Raw genomic sequence first — 17,456 nt, forward strand, 5'->3', positions numbered from 1 at the left:
TTAAAGATTAAAGATTAAAGATTAAAGATTAAAGATTAAAGATTAAAGATTAAAGATTAAAGATTAAAGATTAAAGATTAAAGAATAGAAGCCTTGACCCAGCCCAAAAACGGATACCGTGCCACGTACTCCTGTCGTGGAAAGATAAAATTTTTAGACCCTAGTTCAAGATCCCAGATTTATCTGTGGGGTAAATCTAAAATCTAAAATCTAAAATCGACTGACCCCACGGATAAATTTGGGGGGCAAGTTTCATCGGATACAGGTTTTTTATTTCTGGACGAATGAATCCGGGGGCTTGTATCCCGGATGCTTGATTGTCAATAATCTTTTTTCCCAGTCAGTAAATAAGTAACCATGTATCCCTTGCCCTTAACTTGAATGGCGCCGCGCTTCTGAAAAGTATATTTATCTTTTAATCTCTCGTAGGTTTCGGCGGTGACTTGAATGCAGCCGGTAATCCCGTGGGATTCCATGCGCGAAGCAATATTTACTGTGTCGCCCCAGAGGTCGTAAATAAACTTTTTTAAGCCGATAACGCCTGCAACGACAGGGCCACTGCTAATCCCGATCCGAATGCTGAAAGGTTCCGAATGTTCTAAACTCAGCAGCCTAATTTCGTGCAGCATATCGATCGCCATGTTCGCAACGGCCTCGGCATGATCCTCTCTGGCTGTAGGCAAACCGCCGACAACCATGTAAGCGTCACCAATAGTCTTAATTTTCTCTAAACCGTGGCGATCGGCCAAGTGGTCAAAAGCCGAAAAAATATCGTTGAGCACTTCCACCACCGCCGTCGCTGAAATTCTCGACGAAAGCTCTGTAAACCCCACAATGTCGGCAAACATCACAGTTACTTCCGCAAAACTTTCGGCGATATTGTGTTCATTGTCCTTCAAACGCAGGGCGATCGCAGCAGGCAAAACGTTGAGCAGCAGTTGCTCGGATTTAGCTTGTTCGAGTTCCAACTGTAGGTAAGCAGCCTGCAACTGTTCGGCTTGGCGAATTCTTTCTCCGGCTAGCTTTTCGATTTGGGCGGTGCGACTCAAAGATGTCAGCATATATGTCACCGGAATCAGAGTCCACAGCATCCCCATCGTCAGAGTTCCCCAAGAGCGCCAGTGCTTGCGAATCCGGCGAATTTCCGGCGTTGCAGACACGTACATAGACCACTGGCGGCCGCTAATTTTCAGCCGCCTTCTGCAAGCTGTATAGTTCGGGCCTGGATTGTCAAGAATTGGGCAGTTTTGCATGAGGGATCGGTCAGCAGTGGCTGATACTGGAAGCACTTGTTGGCTCGCGGATTGGAACTGCACCGCAAATTGCTGAATTTGGCCCTCAGCAGGGAGATTTTTGAGAACCGGGTTGGCCGTTTGGGGTAACAGTGACGCTGCTTGTTGCTTGTCTGGAGCCTCGCTAACGAGATAAATATTGAGGTATTCGGTATTGCGTCCTTTTAAAGAGGTTTGGAAAATATCTTTGCCTCGAAATACGCCCAGAACAAATCCTTGTAGCAGTTGGCGACGGGATTCCAGGGTAGTCGGGTTACTGCTGTTTTCGTAAATCGGAACTATGGCCAAAAGACCTAGTTCCGGGGAATTGCCTTGAGTTAAGCCGATGTAGTTGGTGACAATCATTTCTCCTGTATCGCGTCCTCGATCGAGCGCAGCGCGGATTTCTGGGTGGGAGGCGAGGTCAAAGCCGAATGCTGTCTCGTTTCCGGCTGGTGGTTCGACGTAGAAAGCCGGGAAGTATTCGGAACGCTGGAGGGCCTTGCGGAGTTCTCCTCGCGGGCCACGCTCTGTAATCTCGAAGCTGGGGTCGGTTTCGGTTCTAGCTTTGGTTTCGTAGTTGCGTCGCTCGTCCTGGGGGACGCGGGGGGCCCAAGCCAGGAGTTGCAGGCTGGGGTGGACGGATAGGGGACGGGCGACAAACCGGGCAAAAGAGGAACGCTCGACGGTGTTGAAGGCTTTCATGTAGTCGCTGAGGGCGAGAACAGTATCTAAGTCGGAGTTGAGCTGGCGTTCGATGCCGATCGAAATATCGTCAATGCGGCGGTGCATTTCGTAGTCGCGGCGCTTGTCTTCCCAGTCCCAAACCAAGGCGAATGTGAGAAGCGACAGTCCCACACCCAAACCCAGCGTCAACCCGGCTGGAATGTAGCGAGACCAGGATAAAGGTAGTTTTTTCAGCATATTTGCCTAGCGAATAAGGGCAGCAGATTAGCACACCGCTGAGTGCGATTTGTTCCGGCCTCTGAGTGCGGTTAATTCAAAACCCTGATAACTCAAGCACCGACGGCAATTGGGAGTTAAAAGTTAGATATTTAAACTTTTAGATTAATCGACGATCGCTCAGCAGGGGATTTCAATCCAGAATTCCGCTCCCTGTCCGGGCGCTGAGATGCACCGCAGGCTTCCCTTATGTTTTTCTACCACAATCTGATGGCTGATGGATAATCCTAAGCCGGTTCCAGCCCCTACGGGCTTGGTGGTGAAGAACGGGTCAAATAGCCGCTTGCGAACCTCTTCGCTCATTCCCGGCCCACTGTCGGCGATGCAAATTACAATGCGATCGCAATCACTGAGCTGGCTTTTACTGTGGCTTTTCAACCCAGCTTTTTTCATGAGGGTGCGAATCACGATCGTCCGAGGTTCCGGTTGGTTTTCTAGAGCGTCGATCGCATTGCTTATAATATTGAGAAAAACCTGGTTTAACTGTCCCGCACAACAGTATATTTTGGATATCTTTCCGTATTCTTTAATGATTTCAATCCCGCTTTTTATACTTGCTTGATGCAATCTATGCTGCAAAATTAACAGTGTACTGTCAATTCCTTCATGAAGGTCTACCAACTTCATTTCTGATTCATCCAGTCTCGAAAAATTTCGCAGCGACAACACAATATTCCTGATTCTTTCTACTCCTACTCTCATGGAATTCAGCATTTTCGGCAAATCTTCCTTCAGAAAATCCAACTCTAACTCCTTAACTTTTTCAGCAATCTGAGGTACTGGGGACGGATAGCATTCCTGGTAGAGACTTAACAGTTCAATTAAATCGTGAAAATAGTTATAAGTGTGAGAAATATTGCCGTTAATAAAAGTTGCGGGATTGTTAATTTCGTGGGCAATCCCAGCCACCATCTGACCGAGACTCGACATTTTTTCGGATTGAACTAATTGGATTTGAGCGTTTTGTAGTTGTTCGTAGGCTTCTTGCAATTGGGCGGCTTGTTTTCTTAATTGAGATTCGGAAGCTTGGAGTGCGGCGGCGGAAATTTTGCGATTGGTTATATTTTCAATCATCCCTAAGTTGTAAATAGGTTGTCCTTCGCCGTCTCGAATTAAAGTAGCTGTCACATTTACCCAAACAATTTTACCTGTAGCGGTAATCTGGCGGAGTTCGATTTGATAGTGAGTAATTTCTCCCCGCTCAAGAGAATCAGCAACTTGGAGATTTTTGGGAGAATCTTCGGGATGCCCAAGTTCAATAAATGTTTGGGCGAGCAATTCGGCTGCGGTATATCCCAGCATTTCACAGTAAGTTTTATTGACTCTCACTAACTTGTTATCATCTAAATTAGCTAAGTAGATAGCGATGGGTGCATCTTCAAAAATTGTGCGAAATAGTTCCTCGCTAGCCCGGACTTTAGCTGTTAGCGAAAGCCGATCGGTGATGTCTTCAAAGGTAGACAAAATGCCGACAACATTGCCGGAATTGTCGTGTAAAGGTATTTTATTTGTATCCAGACAGCACTGGGTGCCGTCGGCTTGCATTTTAGATTCTATGATGTGATATTCTGGGGTGTTGGTTGCCATAATCCGGCGGTCGCAGGCTCGAAAAAATTCTGTTTCTTCCGGCTTCCAGGGCATATCGAAGTCGGTGAGACCGGCGATTTCACTGGGGTGATTGAAACCTGCGACTTTGGCAAAATTTTTGTTGCCTCCCAAGTAAACTAAATCTCGATCTTTCCAGGCGATTAACTGAGGGATGTTATTGATTACTAACCATAGCATTTTTTGGGATGTTTCCAAGGCTTCCGTGCGTTCTCGGACGCGCTTTTCAAGTTCTTGATTGGCTTGTTGCAGGGCGATTTTTGACTGGCCCAGGGCGATTTCTGCTAGCTTGCGATCGCTGATGTCGATTGTCACTCCCTCCCACAGTATATCGCCCCCAGGCTGCCGTTCGGGGCGGGCTATGCCGCGAATCCATTTCAGTTTTCCCGATCCGGTTACGATCCGCCCTTCATATATCCAAGGTTTGAGAGTTTTGCCGGAAAGGGCGATTGATTCTAACAGATTTTTTAGGTCTTCTGGATGCACCCTTGCCCAAATTAAATCGGAGTTTTGTTGAACTTTTTCAGGATCTAATTCGTAGAGTTCCCAGCAGCCTGAACTGAGATAAATGAATTCATCGGAACCGTCGGGATGCCGCAAGTATTGATAAATCATTCCCGGCACATTGGCGGCCATTTTTTGGAATCTGGCTTCGCTTTGCCGCAGTGCTGATTCTGCAAGTTTGCGATCGCTAATATCAATCAACAAGCCGTCCCAAATAATGTTATCTTTTTCGCCCGGTTCTGGTCGGGAAGCCCCGCTAATCCACTTAATCCGATCGCCCGGAAAAACAAATCTGCCTTCCCACCGCAAAGGCTCTAAAGTTTTAGCTGAGATAGCAACAGATTCATGGAAGCTTGGCGCATCGTCTTGATGAATCATTTCGAGCGCGGGAATAGCTGAGTTTTGCAGTACCTCTGGTTCTAATTCCCAGAGTTCGCGACAGCCGGAACTGACGTAGGGGAATGACATAGTGCCGTCTGCTGCTAACTGAAATTGATAAATCATTCCCGGAACGTTGGCTGCTAGTTTTTGAAACCTCGCTTCGCTTTGCCGTAGTGCTGTTTCTGCTTCTACGCGAGCGGTAATATCGTAAAATGCCGATAAAATTGCGGCTTCCCCATTAAAATTAATCGCTCGCATCGACATTTTTACCCAAAAAAAACTGCCATTTGCTTTCTTGAGGCAGATTTCTTCGCGGTCGCTAAAGCCATTCTTTTTGACCAATTCTAGTAGTTGAATGTTGTCATTTATATTGGCATAGATGTCAATTTTTTCTCCACCCACAAGTTGTTCATAACTCAAACCTAAACTTTCACCAACAGCAGGATTTGCATACAAAATGACGCTGTCTTCTAGGCGCGTAATTAACAGGGGCACGGGAGTTGTACTGGCAATCGCGCGCAATCTTTCTTCGCTTTCTTCCCTGGCAGTTTCGGCTGCTACTCTTTTGCTAATATCGTTCTGAACTCCGATAAAATGAGTTAATTTTCCCTCATTGTCTAAGATGGGGGAAACCATTAATTCGTTCCAAAAAGGAGTTTTGTCTTTGCGATAATTTTTGAGCACTACCTGAATTTCCGTTCCCGCTTCCAAGCTGCGGCGGAGTTTATTTAATTCGACCTGATCGGTATCTGGGCCCTGCAAAAATCGGCAGTTGCGTCCAATAACTTCTTCGGCACTGTAACCGGTCAGTTTCTCAAAAGCAGGATTGCAGTAGATAATCGGTATGTCAGGCTTGCGAGCATCCGCGATGAGAATGCTGTTGCTCGACGCTGCGATCGCCCGTTCTAGGAGAGACAGGTTGAAAGAGTCTGTTGTCATCTGTAGCAATATCCAAACTCCTTGGGAGCGGACAGAACAATAGAAAATTATAAATAGCTTGAGCCATTCTTATTCTATAATTTTATTTTTAATTTAGCTTTTTTAACAAAATCAGCAGCCCAAAAAAGCCGACGGGGAAAGGAGTAATACCATTGTAGATTTTAGATTTTAGATTTTAGATTGGCAATGACTGATTCCATTATGGTTTGGGGCACGGGCCTACAATTGCCTTTTTGTTTGAAAGTAAGTAGTATCACCGAAGGCATGAGGCACTTATCCAGAAAACAGAAGGTGAAAATACCGAAGGCGGCAAGAAAACAGAAGGTGAAAATACTGAGATTTTTAACTTTTTTTCTTCTCCTCCTTCCATCCGGCTCATCAACCCTTTTAAATTGACAAGCTAAGGCAAGAACCCTGAGCAGTTTTGCTTACTTCAATCCTGGCTTGAAAAGCTTCTTTCAGGTGAGGCATATGGGTAACGGTGAGGATGCAGGCGAAGTCGGAGGCGATCGCATTAATTGCAGCAATCAGCCGATCGCACCCTTCAGCATCCTGAGTCCCAAATCCCTCATCAATAATCAACATTTGCAAAGCCGTACCCGCCCGCTGAGACAGCAGTCTCGCCAGCGCCAGCCGAATCGCAAAATTAATCCGAAAAGCTTCACCGCCAGAGTAAGTTTCGTAGGCGCGAGTCCCGCGAGCATCAGCAATTAAAATGTCTAAAGTGTCAATCAATTTAGTTGCTTTTTTAGAAGCAGCCGCCCGCTGAGTAATAAATTGAACGTGCAATTGATTGGCGCTCAATCTCGACAATATCTGATTTGTTTCAGCTTCAAGTTGAGGCAAAACATTTTCAATCATTAAAGCTTGAATGCCGTTTTTACCAAATGCTTGACCCAACTCTTGATAAACTCGCTGCTGGCGTTTTGCAACTTGCATTTGCTCTTTTTGAGCTACTAGCTGAACTTGCAGAGTTTCCAGATTTTGCTGCTGCTGCTGGAGGCGTCCGAGACTGCCCAAATGTTGGTCTAGCTGCTGGCGGCGGCGACTGATTTGCTGTTCGATCGCACTTATGCGCGCTGTGGGATCGGGATGTTCTTGCAACTGCTGGTTCATCGCGGAAGTTTGAGCGCTGACAGCTTGCAAATCTCGATCGCGCACAGCGATGGAATTTGCTATTTCATTAACCCGCTGCTGCACTTGCGGATACTGCACAGTTGCCGATCGCAATTTTTCGGCGCGGGCGATCCAAAACTGCGATCGGCGCATTTCGCTCCGCACGTGTTCGTGCTGTTCCAAATTATAGCCAATTTCCGCAATGTATCTATCTAAAGATAGAATTTGCTGCTGTATTTCCGAGCTGTTTTTTTGCTGTTCTAACTGTTGCTGTACGGTGGCTAATTGAGTTTGCAAATCCGGGCGACGGGCATTAATTTTATTCAGTTTCTGCTGAGCGTCTTTGATTTGAGCTTGCTTAATTTCCGCCCACCGCAAGCGCTTTTCATCGCTGCGGGCGAGGGAATGGCTGCGATCGCTGTAATTGAGCTGTTGCAGTTGCTGTTCGATTTGCTGGAGTTCGCCCAAATCCTCCGCTGCATACTCGCCTGTGCGTAGCAACCGCTCTATTTCTGCCGCGTCTTGACGCATACTCTGCAGTCGAGTTTCATCTTGACTCAGGCTATCTAATTGTGCTTGCAAATGACTGCGACGTTCCCGCAATTCTTGGTAGGGCGCTAATTCCTCTTCTAGTTCGCGGTATTCATGTCTGAGGACTTGAATTTCGCGCTCGGAGACGGCTAACTGTTCGCGCACAACCCACAGTTGGTTCCAGATTTCCTGCTGTTGGGTGTGGTGTTTTGTGACTACCAAATTCCAGTAGTGTTCGTCTAAAGGTCGATCGCACAAAGGACAATTGCCAAAATTTGTATCCCGCACCATTAAATGCGAATTTGATGGCTCGTTTTCCGCAAAATTCGAGGCTTTACCTTCACCTGCGGTTTTTTCTCCTTCATGTTTCCGCAGCAGTTGCAGTTTTTGGTCGATCTCGGCGAGTCTGGTTTGATAGTCGCGGCTTTTGGCTTGCAGGTTTCCGAGAAAGTCGTGCCTTTCTTGACCTTTTTCGCGGACTCGCTGCTGATAAACTCGCTTGTTTTCCAACTGCAAAATTTGATTGGCGATGGCCGAGATTTCCTGCTGTAATTGCGGCTGTCGCTGCTGCTGCTGAACTTGCACCTGTCGGTTGATTTCCTCTAAGCGGGCGGTTAAACCGGCGCGGGCGCGATCGAGCTTTTGTTGCTTTTGCTGCTGCTGTTGTAGAAGCGGCGAAACTTGCAGTTGCAGTTGCTCTAGTTCGTTGAGGCGCGATCGAACTGCTTGCAACTGTGCGAGTCCTTTGTCAACCTCCGGCTGCTGTTTGAGAATTTCCAGAACATCTTTTTCATCCTGTTCTAAAACATCTAATTGAGCTTGCAACTGCTGAATTTTGCTTTGCAAAAAGCTCAGTTCTTGCCGCTGCTGTTCTTGCAATTGTTGACGCTGGTTTTGGGCTTGTTGGTTAGCTTTGAATTTACCAGCCAGAGTCTCTTCTGTGGCTTGCAAGCTGTGGAAATACGCAATCCCTTCTGTTATTTCATTTTCTTGAACTAGGAGGGCTTGTAGCTCATTTTGCTGCTGTTTGGCGGCGCTGAGTTCTTGCTGCAAGCGGCGGCATTCTTGAGTGATATTGTAGTGCTGTTGCTGGTGGCCGGCGAGGAGTTTTTGCCAAGTTTGACGGTTGTGGTGCTGGAGTTGCAGTTGCTGTAACTCGGTTGTGTCGGCTTGCTGCTGCTGCTGAAGCAAATCGGTTGCTTGCTGCAATTGAGTTTGTTCGGCGGCGATGGTCTCTTTTTGTTGCAGTTGCTCTTGTACGGTTAGCAAACTCTGTTTGAGTACATCGACTTGAGCTTTAAATTGTTTGGACGTATCTTTGGCTTGGTCGGATAAAGTGTCGTAGGAGTCGAGCTTGAGCAGGTTGGCTAAAACTTGTTTGCGTTCGATCGGCTTTTTGAGCATAAATTCATCAGCTCGCCCCTGTCGCAAATACGCCGAGTTGATGAAAGTATCGTAATCAAGTTTGATGTGTTCGAGGATTTTTTGCTGAGTTGTTCTCAGCCCCTTGTCTGTGAGCGTGCGAAAATTCACCCCCCCCGACCCCCCCTTACTAAGGGGGGGAGAAGAATTTACTTCTTCGGGTTCCTCTTTACCAAGGGAAGAATTCACTTCTTGTGGCCCCCCCTTACCAAGGGAAGAATTCACTTCTTGTGGCCCCCCCTTACCAAGGGGGGGGAAGGGGGGGTTTGTTGCTACTTGAAATTCCAAACTTCCCGATTGTCCGCGTCGGCGGTTGCGAATCACCCGGTAGATTTGGCCGCCGGTGGAGAAAGTGAAATCAACGCGCACATCAGTTTCGCCGATATGGATGATATCGTCTTCCGTATCGCTGCGACAACAGCCCCAAAGTGCCCAGGATATGGCTTCTAAGAGGGAGGATTTGCCAGCACCGTTAGGCCCGCAAATGCAAGCGGTGTGCAGGCCGCGAAAGTCTAAAGCAGCTTCGCGATAGCTGAGAAAATTTTTGAGTGTAAGTTGTATAGGAATCATTTAGGCCATCGCGCCATACAATCTATCTATAAATAACACTATTTGTACGCTGTTGCCTAGTTATTCAATCTAGATCCAGAACAATTGTCAGTGCTTCTGCAATTTCTTCCATAATTGTCTCGGACAGGGTTCCGAGTTGTCGGACAAATCTTTGTTGGGAGACGGAACGGACTTGAAAAGTATCGGCTGCTGAGAGTTTGGCTAAGCCATTTTCTGAGGTCGGTTCGAGCTGCACCATCCAATCAAGCGGGGAAAAAAGATCGTTCCATGCTGTAATTGGAACAATTACTTTGAGCCGCAACTTTCCCAATTCATCATCGCTGACAACCACAACAGGTCTAGTTTTGCCAATTTCATCTCCCACCGTTGGATCTAGTTTGACAAGCCAAATTTCGCCCTTACGCATTAGTTTCTACCCCTGCGCTCAGGTATTCTTCCTCTGAATCGAAATACGGTTCGCTGTCGGGCGACCACAAATCGTGCAGCGGCCCTCCTGGTTCATACAAAGGAACCGCTGCTTCTGCTGCGGCTCTGAGTCTGCGTTTTCTCTCAGCTTTGCGCTGGGCTTTTTCTTCTATTTCTTCGCGCATCATCCGCGAAGCTGTTTCGATGATTTCTAGGCGTTCTTCTGCTGTCAGATTTTTGAGTGCTGCTAAGATTTCTGTTTTGGTCACGGTTTTTTCGGGTGGTTGGTGAGAAAGTGCGATCGATCTCATATGTTGCACCATTTTCAAGAACAGGCTTTCCGGCCTGTTCCACAAAGAGTGAATTTGATTGTGGGATGGGCAGGAGAGCCCGTCCATAAAAAGCTTATTGAAAATGGTGCAAGATATAAGATCGATCGCACCATCATTATATCTTTCACAAAAATCCCTATCGGCGCTCTGTGCTTATGACGCAACCTACATTACCGCTCTGTGCTTATGGCGCACCCTACATTGATCGCATAGGCAGATTTTCCATCATCAAAAAGGGTTGACTGTATTCCTACAGCCAACCCCGCGCTTATTTATTTGTCATGCGTTTGCTCAAACAGCAACACTACCGGGCAATATTCGGGAACGTATAGCCGACACCGACCAACAATCCCACTTCAGCTCCGTCTACAAAACCAATATTCAGTCCGGCTGTGGCTGTAAAATTTCTCGACAGTGGCACATCTACACCTCCCGAAATCAGGAAGCCAAAAGTACCGTCATCACCGGTAGAAATTAGCACGCCAGCACCTGCATAAGGAGCAGCAGTAATCACAAAATCATCGCTGACTTCCACGGTCTCTTGAGATACAAAATCGTAGGTAACAGGAACTAGAAAAGCTAAGTTGTCGCGGAACAAAACAGTCGGTCTCACCGAGAAATTGTTCGTCAAACCGATTTTGCTAATAATCGCAAATGAACCGTCGCCTAAAGCTGAATCTCCGCCAAAACCTAGATTGCCGCCAATGCCGATGTAGCTGGGCCCAGAACGGGTTGCTCGGCCTGGTCGGATTTGAGTTCCTTGAGCTACTTTTTCAGTTGCTTCGGAGACAGTTGCAGGTTTTTGGGCAACTTTCGGTTGGTTTGTCAGAGCTGAGGCGGAAGTGCTGACAGGATTGCTCAACAATTCTTGTGCTGTTTGGACTTCTTTTTCTTCCTTTGTTGCTGTTACTTCAAGATTATTGCTCTGGGCAACAATTGAGGTAGGTCGATCGCTCTTTTTGACAGTCTCGACTGTTGACTGCACTTTGACACCATTATCAGCAATTTTAGCGGTTTCTTCCGACTTTTGAGTCTCAGCAGCAATGGATGTATTTTGCGCTGTTTCTGTCTCAGCAATTTCAGATGTTGCTGCTTCCGATTTTTCGGGTGCAGCAATAGATACTTGCAAGTTGGCGGCAGGTTCAGAGGCTGCTGGCTCTGCCGCTTCTGTTAGTTCGCTCCAACTGATTGAATCAATTTTTTTATTACTAGCCGTTGTTTCTGCGTCGGGTTTAACTGCTGAAGTTGCCGTCTGCTCAGAAGTTTGGTCAATATTTTGAGCTGCGATTGTTGCAGTTGTAGCGACATCGGGCAAGTTGCCAGTTTCAGCTTTCGCTGACATGGTACTGCAACAAACAGCTAAAGCTGCAAGATTTATTAACGCAAAAGTAGACTTGGAAAATAGACTATTCATAGCAACTCCTCAATGAAGGGTGTGTTAAAAGTGTAAGTGTTTGAGGGAGAACGTCGAGAGCTTTGGGAAAAAAAGACACAAATATGAGTTGTGTTGTTCCTAGATTGCCATTTTACCGTTGAATAGTCAACTCTCAAGCTGATTAGATTCAAGAACGGACGGTGGGTTTAGAGGCTAATTTTAATTTACAGATCGATCGGCAAAAAATCAATCCTAGGGATGATTTCATCCTTAATCCTGTTTAATTGAGGGGTCGATCGTTCGCCTCGCTTGCATCCTACAATACTTTACTTGGGGGCGCTGCACTCGCAGCCACGCCGGAAAAATCCGGTTTTTGAGGGCGCACCAGCTCTAAACCAAGAGACAACAAGCTTTTAAAACAGTTTGGGCAACCCCGCCGTCCCAAGCAAGTGCAGTTAATACAACGCGATCGGCTGCTGCAGGGTTCCTGACAAGTAATGTAGAATAATACCACCGATTCGAGAAAGATTTGTGGCTCGATCGTGTCAAAATTACTGAATATTATGAAAATTGTGTAAAATTTAGTGTTCTATTTGTAAAGTTTAGCCTTCGCTTTCGCTCAGGGTCTGACCATCTCACAACAGCACGCAACTAAACAAGTAAAAAAATACAAATTATCTCATCTCAACCTGACTTTATGAGCAAAGTTCTAGTGATATTAGGCGAATTGAGCGATCGCGACATCGATTGGATGCTCGCCAACGGCACCCGCACCCAAGTCCTCCCCGGCACAACCCTGATCGCCGAAGGAAAGCCCTTAGACGCCCTGTACATAGTTCTGGAGGGAACTTTGAGCGTTGCTGTATCATCTTTGGGCGACAAAGAAATTGGAAAAATTATTTCCGGGGAAGTGTTAGGCGAAATGTCTTTTGTAGACGGGAGGCTTCCTTCTGCTAGCGTCACGGCAATTGAAGAGTGCCTCATCCTGTCAATTCCCCGGCGACTGCTAACTGAAAAACTCGAGCAAGACGTGCTTTTTTCCCTGCGGTTTTATCGGGCGATTACCAAATTTCTGTCGTCGAGACTGCGGGGTACAGTCAAACGCTTCGGCGATGATAGTGATGGTTTAATATATGAAGATCCCGACGGCGAGGACGCCCTCCGGGGAAATGTCGAAAATCCCGATTTGGCGGCATCGAGATTTCAATGGCTGTTGGAGCGTTTGAAGGGGAGTTGAAGAAAGAAGGAAGTTCGGCAACGGATTCTGTAACGGATGTAACGGATTTCAGGAAGAAGGAAGAGGGAAGAAGGAAGAAGAGAAAAGAACACCTATTTCCAATTACAAATTCCCAATTCCTAATTAGAAAACATATTTTTCAGCGACGCGCCAATAGCGAGAAAAACGCTTCAAATCAATGTAACCATCGTAGCGGACAAAGGGTTCCGGTGGCAAAACTTCTACTGGGTGCGATCGCTTAATTTTCCCGCAAATATCCTGAAAGCGAGGACTGGGACTTTCGGTAGTTACCACTTGATTAGCGCCGGATTCGATCGCAAAAGCGATAACTTCCGCAGCCACATCGCCCCGCCGAATAACTACTGGCAACTCCAGCAAACATTCGTAAATAAACACCATTCGTTTGAGACTCAACTGCCATTCATCAATCAGCGCATCATCCCAAACCCAGATAGCCGGTGCCTGTGGGTGCGCTTGAAAAGCGGGGCCTTCAGGACTCAAACAGTCACCGTGCAGCCAAATAATCGGATTGTTCATAAATTAGTAATTGTTAACTTTTGACTGTTGACTGTTAACTGTTGATAACTACTGACTACTGACTAATGACTAGACCTCTTGCAAAAATAATTAGGACGGGCTCTGGGGCCCATCCCACAAGAAAAAATAACTCTTGTGGGATGGGCCCCAGAGCCCGTCCCATCAATTGAGGAAAAGGATTTTTGCAAGAGGTCTACTAATGACATTTTAATTTCTGCGAGTTTTTTTAGGGCGGTTCCAACTTTTAGAACCGCCGCTACGATCGACCTTTTCTCCATTAGGAAACAACTTCCCTTCCAAATATTCGTAAGTTCCCTCAAAATCGCATTGCCCATACAGAGGACAATCGCGACAATAAACCGCCTTAGTGTAACGCTCCAAATTTTCCCGATTAAAAAAATAAGGTTTGTGACTAAAAGTGCTGGCTACCCACTGCCAAGAAAGATTATTGCTCGCCGGATCTCCATCTAGCAAGTGTTGCAAAAACCAGCGAGCTCCGGCTTGCCAGCGCACGCGGCGCCAGTGTACGAGATAAGCGGCAGTCCACATCCGCTGGTGATTGTGCAAATAACCAGTTTCTCGCAACTCGCGACTGAAACTGTCGATGCAAACCAAACCAGTCGTGCCCTCGACGACATCCTGGGGCAGAGTTTCGCTGTAAGATGAGGCAGTGTAACCAGTTTTGTAGGGTTCCCGGTCTTCCCAAATCCCGTTGCCCAATTCGGCGTAGAGTCGCTGCCAATAATCCCGCCAACCCAACTCGTTGACAAGTTTCACAGCTTCTTCTGGATGCCGCACCTTCTCCAGCACGGCATCCCGGACTTCGGCAAGACTCAAAACTCCGTAGCGCAAATAGGGCGACAAGCGCGTTACCGCACCGTTGAGGAAATTGCGGGTTGAGGCGTATTTGCCGGGGTCAATTTGTTGCAGGGCTGTCTCGGCTGCTTTGCGCCCGCCTGGGGTTGGGGGTACGCTGCTGTCCCGCCGGGCGGCTTCGGGGAACTGTTGGCGCACGTAGGCAATTAATTCGTCGCGGCTGGCAAATTCCCGCTTCATGTCCTGACTCATTCTTTTCTCAAGCACCTGCTATTTTTTCTTAATGTTAAAGCTATTCGATCGGGCCCGCGGCTAGATGCCCTAAATTGCCCTTCACTCCTGGTAACTCACATCTTGCACCCTTGTCAGCAACAGGCTTTTCGGCCTGTTCCACAAAAGATAAATTTTCTTGTGGAACAGGCCGGAAAGCCTGTTCATAAAGGCTAATTGAGAATGGTGCAATATCTCAGTGGTAACGTACATTTTGCCCCCGCCGCAATTGATTGTGGGTTCGCTGCCAAAATTAGCATCAAACTCAGTACACTCAGGGATAGATATCATAGCAAAATCTCATGGAAACTTTTCCGGCGCACGCTCAAGCGATCGCCAGCTTAGCTAACGGACAGCAGCAAGGTACAAAACAACTGGAAAACAGCGAAGTTCAAGAGTTCGATCGAGCCATGATGCGCCGCTGCATAGAATTGGCTCGCCGTGCTCTGGGCAAAACCGCACCCAACCCCCTTGTCGGTTCTGTAATTGTCCGAGACGGCAAGATTGTCGGCGAAGGGTTTCATCCCGGTGCCGGTCAACCTCACGCCGAAGTTTTTGCGCTCCAGGAAGCGGGGGAACTTGCCGAAGGAGCGACTGTCTACGTGAACCTGGAACCCTGCAACCACTACGGCCGGACTCCTCCCTGTTCCGAAGCTTTAGTTAAGGCCAAGGTGGCAAAAGTAGTGGCTGGCATGGTCGATCCGAATCCTTTGGTAGCTGGCACTGGGCTAGCCCGGTTGCGAGAGGCTGGCATTGAAGTGGTGGCGGGAGTGGAAGGGGAAGCTTGCCAAAAACTCAACGAGGCTTTTGTGCACCGGATTTTGCACCGCCGGCCTTTGGGAATTTTGAAATATGCGATGACTTTGGACGGTAAAATTGCTACCAGTAGCGGCCACAGCGCTTGGGTGACAGGCGAGGAGGCTCGGAGCGAGGTTCACCGGGTGCGCGTCGGCTGCGATGCTGTGATTGTTGGGGGAAATACGGTGCGTCTGGACAATCCCCTACTGACGAGTCACCAGCCTGATAGGAATAATCCCCTGCGGGTGGTGATGAGCCGCACTCTGGATTTGCCGAAGTCGGCTTGGTTGTGGGAAACCTCTGTGGCGGCTACTTTGGTGCTGACTGAGCCTGGGGTTAACCCGGAATTTCAGGAATTTTTGATCGCCAAAGGGGTGGAAGTTGTGGAGCTCTCCCCTCTGACACCGACTAATGTTATGGCTTATTTGTACGATCGATCTTTTCTTTCTGTACTCTGGGAGTGCGGTGGCACTTTGGCCGCGAGGGCAATTGCTGAGGGTGCAGTTCAAAAAATTATGGCTTTTATTGCTCCTAAAATTGTCGGTGGCCAAGGAGCTCCAACTCCGGTGGGAGATTTGGGCTTTTCGGCAATGACTGAGGCTTTAACTTTAGAGCGGGTTTCTTGGCGCACAGTGGGTACAGATTGTGTGGTTGAAGGCTATTTAAAAATTAAAGATTGAAAGTTAAAAGCGAGTCTTTTGAGTTTTTGATTTTTAACTTTTAACTACCAGCCGGGAAGTCCCTCGGTATATTCAGATGGGACGCATCTGAGCGCTACGCCCCGTACCCCGAATGAATTACGCCCGCGTGATGAAAGGCTCGTCGGGTGTAGGTACGGAAACCGACAATTAGACATTGCGAGTACCTTTAACTTCGATGTACTTTCTCTAACTATTAAATCGAAAAAATGGTACATTAAGGTAGGTCGAAAAAAGAAATTTCCCATGCAACTAACATACAAATACCGCCTCAAACCCACAAAAGCCCAATTGGCAACAATTGTGGCTCATCTAGAACTATGTCGTCGGCAGTACAACTACCGACTTGGCGAAAGATTTAGGTGGTGGTCAGCCACGAGAACGCCCGTCAACGCCTGTCCCTTGATTGTTTCGATAGTCCCTGTTGAAGAGATTTATCAAAACATTCCTTTGACGAGAGTGCAGACTAGGGATGGTAGAAAAAAGGATGAATCGGGTAATCCTTTGACTAAGAAAGGCGACGTTTTCTCGAACATTGAAGGCGGATATGTACAGTGGCAGACGATACAACTGGCTGACATCAAAAACACTAAAAAGTTATTCCCTGATTATAAAGTGTTGGATTCACAGGTCTTGCAAGATGTCGTCAACAGAGTGGAAACTTCCTTCTCAAATTTCACCACACCCGATAAAAATGGCAATCGTAGGGGTCAACCCAAGTTTAAGGGGCTTCACTACTATAAATCCTTCACTTATCCTCAATTAGACAACTTAGATATTGTCAAGGATGAGCAAAATAGGATTTGCATTCGCCTCGCAAAGATAGGTCAAGTACCTATGGTTTTTCATCGTCCAATACCAACGGGCTTCAAGGTTAAGATGGGGAGCGTTATTAGAGAACCGGATGGGTGGTATATTTCCCTGACGCTAGAAGATAAGACGGTTCCTGTAACGGTTGCAGAAATTCAACCGACTGATGAAAACACTGTTGGTATAGATTTAGGAATAACTAATTACGTTTATCTTTCTAATGGCGAAAGAGTTGATAATCCTAGATTTTTGAGGAAGTCTGCCCAGAAGCTGGCAAGACTTCAAAGGAAGCTAGCTAACCGAGTTAAGGGTTCTAAGCCTTGGAAAGTTATCAAGGACAGAATTTCTAGACTTCATCAGTTCGTAGCCAGAGCTAGATTAGATTTTCAATTTAAAACGGCACATGATCTATTCGGGAAATGTGAAGTTTTAGTTGTTGAAGATTTGAGCGTCAAAAATCTGACTAGACGCGCCAAACCTACAACAGATACTGAGAGTGGTAATTTGGTTTATTTGCCCAACGGTCAATCAGCTAAAAGTGGCTTGAATAAATCCATGCTTGATGCTGCTCATGGGCAGTTCGCCAGCGTCCTAAAATATGTCGCCGGGAAATTGGGTAAAAGCGTTTTGTTTGTTGATCCGAAGGGAACTTCTCAACATTGCTGGAACTGCCTAAATAAAGTTCCGAAAGAATTATCGGATCGGTGGCATTCCTGTCAATGTGGGGAATCATTGGATCGAGATGAAAACTCAGCTAAACTTATTAGAAAGATTGGTCTGAGTTACGAAAGTGGCGGGGGAACTCCGTCACTCAAAAAAGCCTTTGCAAAAAAGGAAAAAGAAGCCTGCAGTCTAACTGTACTCAGTTGACCGTCA

Annotated in this window: 12 protein-coding genes; 3 read left to right on the top strand and 9 right to left on the bottom strand. The window is 47.0% G+C overall.

The genetic code is table 11. The features are described 5' to 3' along the window. Positions 1-320: 320 nt before the first annotated feature. The 6 genes from QUA88_RS09005 to QUA88_RS09030 all read right to left on the bottom strand — a co-directional run bounded on the left by QUA88_RS09005 (position 321) and on the right by QUA88_RS09030 (position 11,453). Positions 321-2,195 carry an adenylate/guanylate cyclase domain-containing protein gene (locus QUA88_RS09005; RefSeq protein WP_333211253.1) on the bottom strand — a complete coding sequence of 625 codons (1,875 nt, stop codon included), beginning with the start codon at positions 2,193-2,195 and terminating at the stop codon, positions 321-323. 159 nt (positions 2,196-2,354) lie between these two features. After that, positions 2,355-5,663: a PAS domain S-box protein gene (locus tag QUA88_RS09010; RefSeq protein WP_333271300.1), complete on the bottom strand. Its 3,309-nt coding sequence runs from the start codon at positions 5,661-5,663 to the stop codon at positions 2,355-2,357. 387 nt (positions 5,664-6,050) lie between these two features. Continuing rightward, positions 6,051-9,302: an SMC family ATPase gene (locus QUA88_RS09015; RefSeq protein ID WP_333211257.1), complete on the bottom strand. Its 3,252-nt coding sequence runs from the start codon at positions 9,300-9,302 to the stop codon at positions 6,051-6,053. A gap of 64 nt (positions 9,303-9,366) precedes the next feature. Further along, positions 9,367-9,708, bottom strand: a complete 342-nt coding sequence (locus tag QUA88_RS09020; RefSeq protein ID WP_333054462.1) for a type II toxin-antitoxin system PemK/MazF family toxin — start codon at positions 9,706-9,708, stop codon at positions 9,367-9,369. Next, positions 9,701-10,105: a hypothetical protein gene (locus QUA88_RS09025; RefSeq protein WP_333054463.1), complete on the bottom strand. Its 405-nt coding sequence runs from the start codon at positions 10,103-10,105 to the stop codon at positions 9,701-9,703. The genes QUA88_RS09020 and QUA88_RS09025 overlap by 8 nt, the downstream gene beginning before the upstream one ends. Before the next feature lie 238 nt (positions 10,106-10,343). Then, positions 10,344-11,453, bottom strand: coding sequence for a hypothetical protein (locus QUA88_RS09030; RefSeq protein WP_333271305.1), 1,110 nt, complete (start codon positions 11,451-11,453; stop codon positions 10,344-10,346). A 658-nt stretch (positions 11,454-12,111) separates the two neighbouring features. On the opposite strand from QUA88_RS09030, the gene QUA88_RS09035 reads away from it, so the two are divergent. Then, positions 12,112-12,651, top strand: a complete 540-nt coding sequence (locus tag QUA88_RS09035) for a cyclic nucleotide-binding domain-containing protein (RefSeq protein ID WP_333054467.1) — start codon at positions 12,112-12,114, stop codon at positions 12,649-12,651. A 123-nt stretch (positions 12,652-12,774) separates the two neighbouring features. Here QUA88_RS09035 and QUA88_RS09040 read toward each other — a convergent pair whose 3' ends face one another. The 3 genes from QUA88_RS09040 to QUA88_RS09050 form a co-directional block, all read right to left on the bottom strand. Next, positions 12,775-13,188: a hypothetical protein gene (locus QUA88_RS09040; RefSeq protein ID WP_333054468.1), complete on the bottom strand. Its 414-nt coding sequence runs from the start codon at positions 13,186-13,188 to the stop codon at positions 12,775-12,777. 207 nt (positions 13,189-13,395) lie between these two features. Continuing rightward, a complete protein-coding gene (locus tag QUA88_RS09045) occupies positions 13,396-14,256 on the bottom strand; it encodes an FAD-binding domain-containing protein (RefSeq protein WP_333054469.1) in 861 nt (286 codons plus the stop codon). 81 nt (positions 14,257-14,337) lie between these two features. Further along, positions 14,338-14,565: a hypothetical protein gene (locus tag QUA88_RS09050; RefSeq protein ID WP_333054470.1), complete on the bottom strand. Its 228-nt coding sequence runs from the start codon at positions 14,563-14,565 to the stop codon at positions 14,338-14,340. A gap of 11 nt (positions 14,566-14,576) precedes the next feature. Here QUA88_RS09050 and ribD point away from each other — a divergent pair, with 11 nt between their 5' ends. Beyond that, the gene (gene ribD / locus QUA88_RS09055) at positions 14,577-15,752 is read left to right on the top strand and encodes a bifunctional diaminohydroxyphosphoribosylaminopyrimidine deaminase/5-amino-6-(5-phosphoribosylamino)uracil reductase RibD (protein WP_333054471.1); all 1,176 of its coding nucleotides are present in this window, start codon (positions 14,577-14,579) and stop codon (positions 15,750-15,752) included. 264 nt (positions 15,753-16,016) lie between these two features. Continuing rightward, positions 16,017-17,450: a transposase gene (locus QUA88_RS09060; RefSeq protein ID WP_333054472.1), complete on the top strand. Its 1,434-nt coding sequence runs from the start codon at positions 16,017-16,019 to the stop codon at positions 17,448-17,450. Positions 17,451-17,456 lie beyond the last annotated feature (6 nt).

The sequence above is a fragment of the Microcoleus sp. D3_18_C2 genome (assembly GCF_036702395.1).
GTDB lineage: Bacteria > Cyanobacteriota > Cyanobacteriia > Cyanobacteriales > Microcoleaceae > Microcoleus.

Coding starts and splice junctions, on each gene's coding strand:
- QUA88_RS09020 (WP_333054462.1), bottom strand. CDS start 9,708: ATGCGTAAGGGCGAAATTTGGCTTGTCAAACTAGATCCAACGGTGGGA.
- QUA88_RS09030 (WP_333271305.1), bottom strand. CDS start 11,453: ATGAATAGTCTATTTTCCAAGTCTACTTTTGCGTTAATAAATCTTGCA.
- QUA88_RS09045 (WP_333054469.1), bottom strand. CDS start 14,256: ATGAGTCAGGACATGAAGCGGGAATTTGCCAGCCGCGACGAATTAATT.
- QUA88_RS09010 (WP_333271300.1), bottom strand. CDS start 5,663: ATGACAACAGACTCTTTCAACCTGTCTCTCCTAGAACGGGCGATCGCA.
- QUA88_RS09050 (WP_333054470.1), bottom strand. CDS start 14,565: ATGATATCTATCCCTGAGTGTACTGAGTTTGATGCTAATTTTGGCAGC.
- ribD (WP_333054471.1), top strand. CDS start 14,577: ATGGAAACTTTTCCGGCGCACGCTCAAGCGATCGCCAGCTTAGCTAAC.
- QUA88_RS09025 (WP_333054463.1), bottom strand. CDS start 10,105: ATGGACGGGCTCTCCTGCCCATCCCACAATCAAATTCACTCTTTGTGG.
- QUA88_RS09005 (WP_333211253.1), bottom strand. CDS start 2,195: ATGCTGAAAAAACTACCTTTATCCTGGTCTCGCTACATTCCAGCCGGG.
- QUA88_RS09035 (WP_333054467.1), top strand. CDS start 12,112: ATGAGCAAAGTTCTAGTGATATTAGGCGAATTGAGCGATCGCGACATC.
- QUA88_RS09060 (WP_333054472.1), top strand. CDS start 16,017: ATGCAACTAACATACAAATACCGCCTCAAACCCACAAAAGCCCAATTG.
- QUA88_RS09015 (WP_333211257.1), bottom strand. CDS start 9,302: ATGATTCCTATACAACTTACACTCAAAAATTTTCTCAGCTATCGCGAA.
- QUA88_RS09040 (WP_333054468.1), bottom strand. CDS start 13,188: ATGAACAATCCGATTATTTGGCTGCACGGTGACTGTTTGAGTCCTGAA.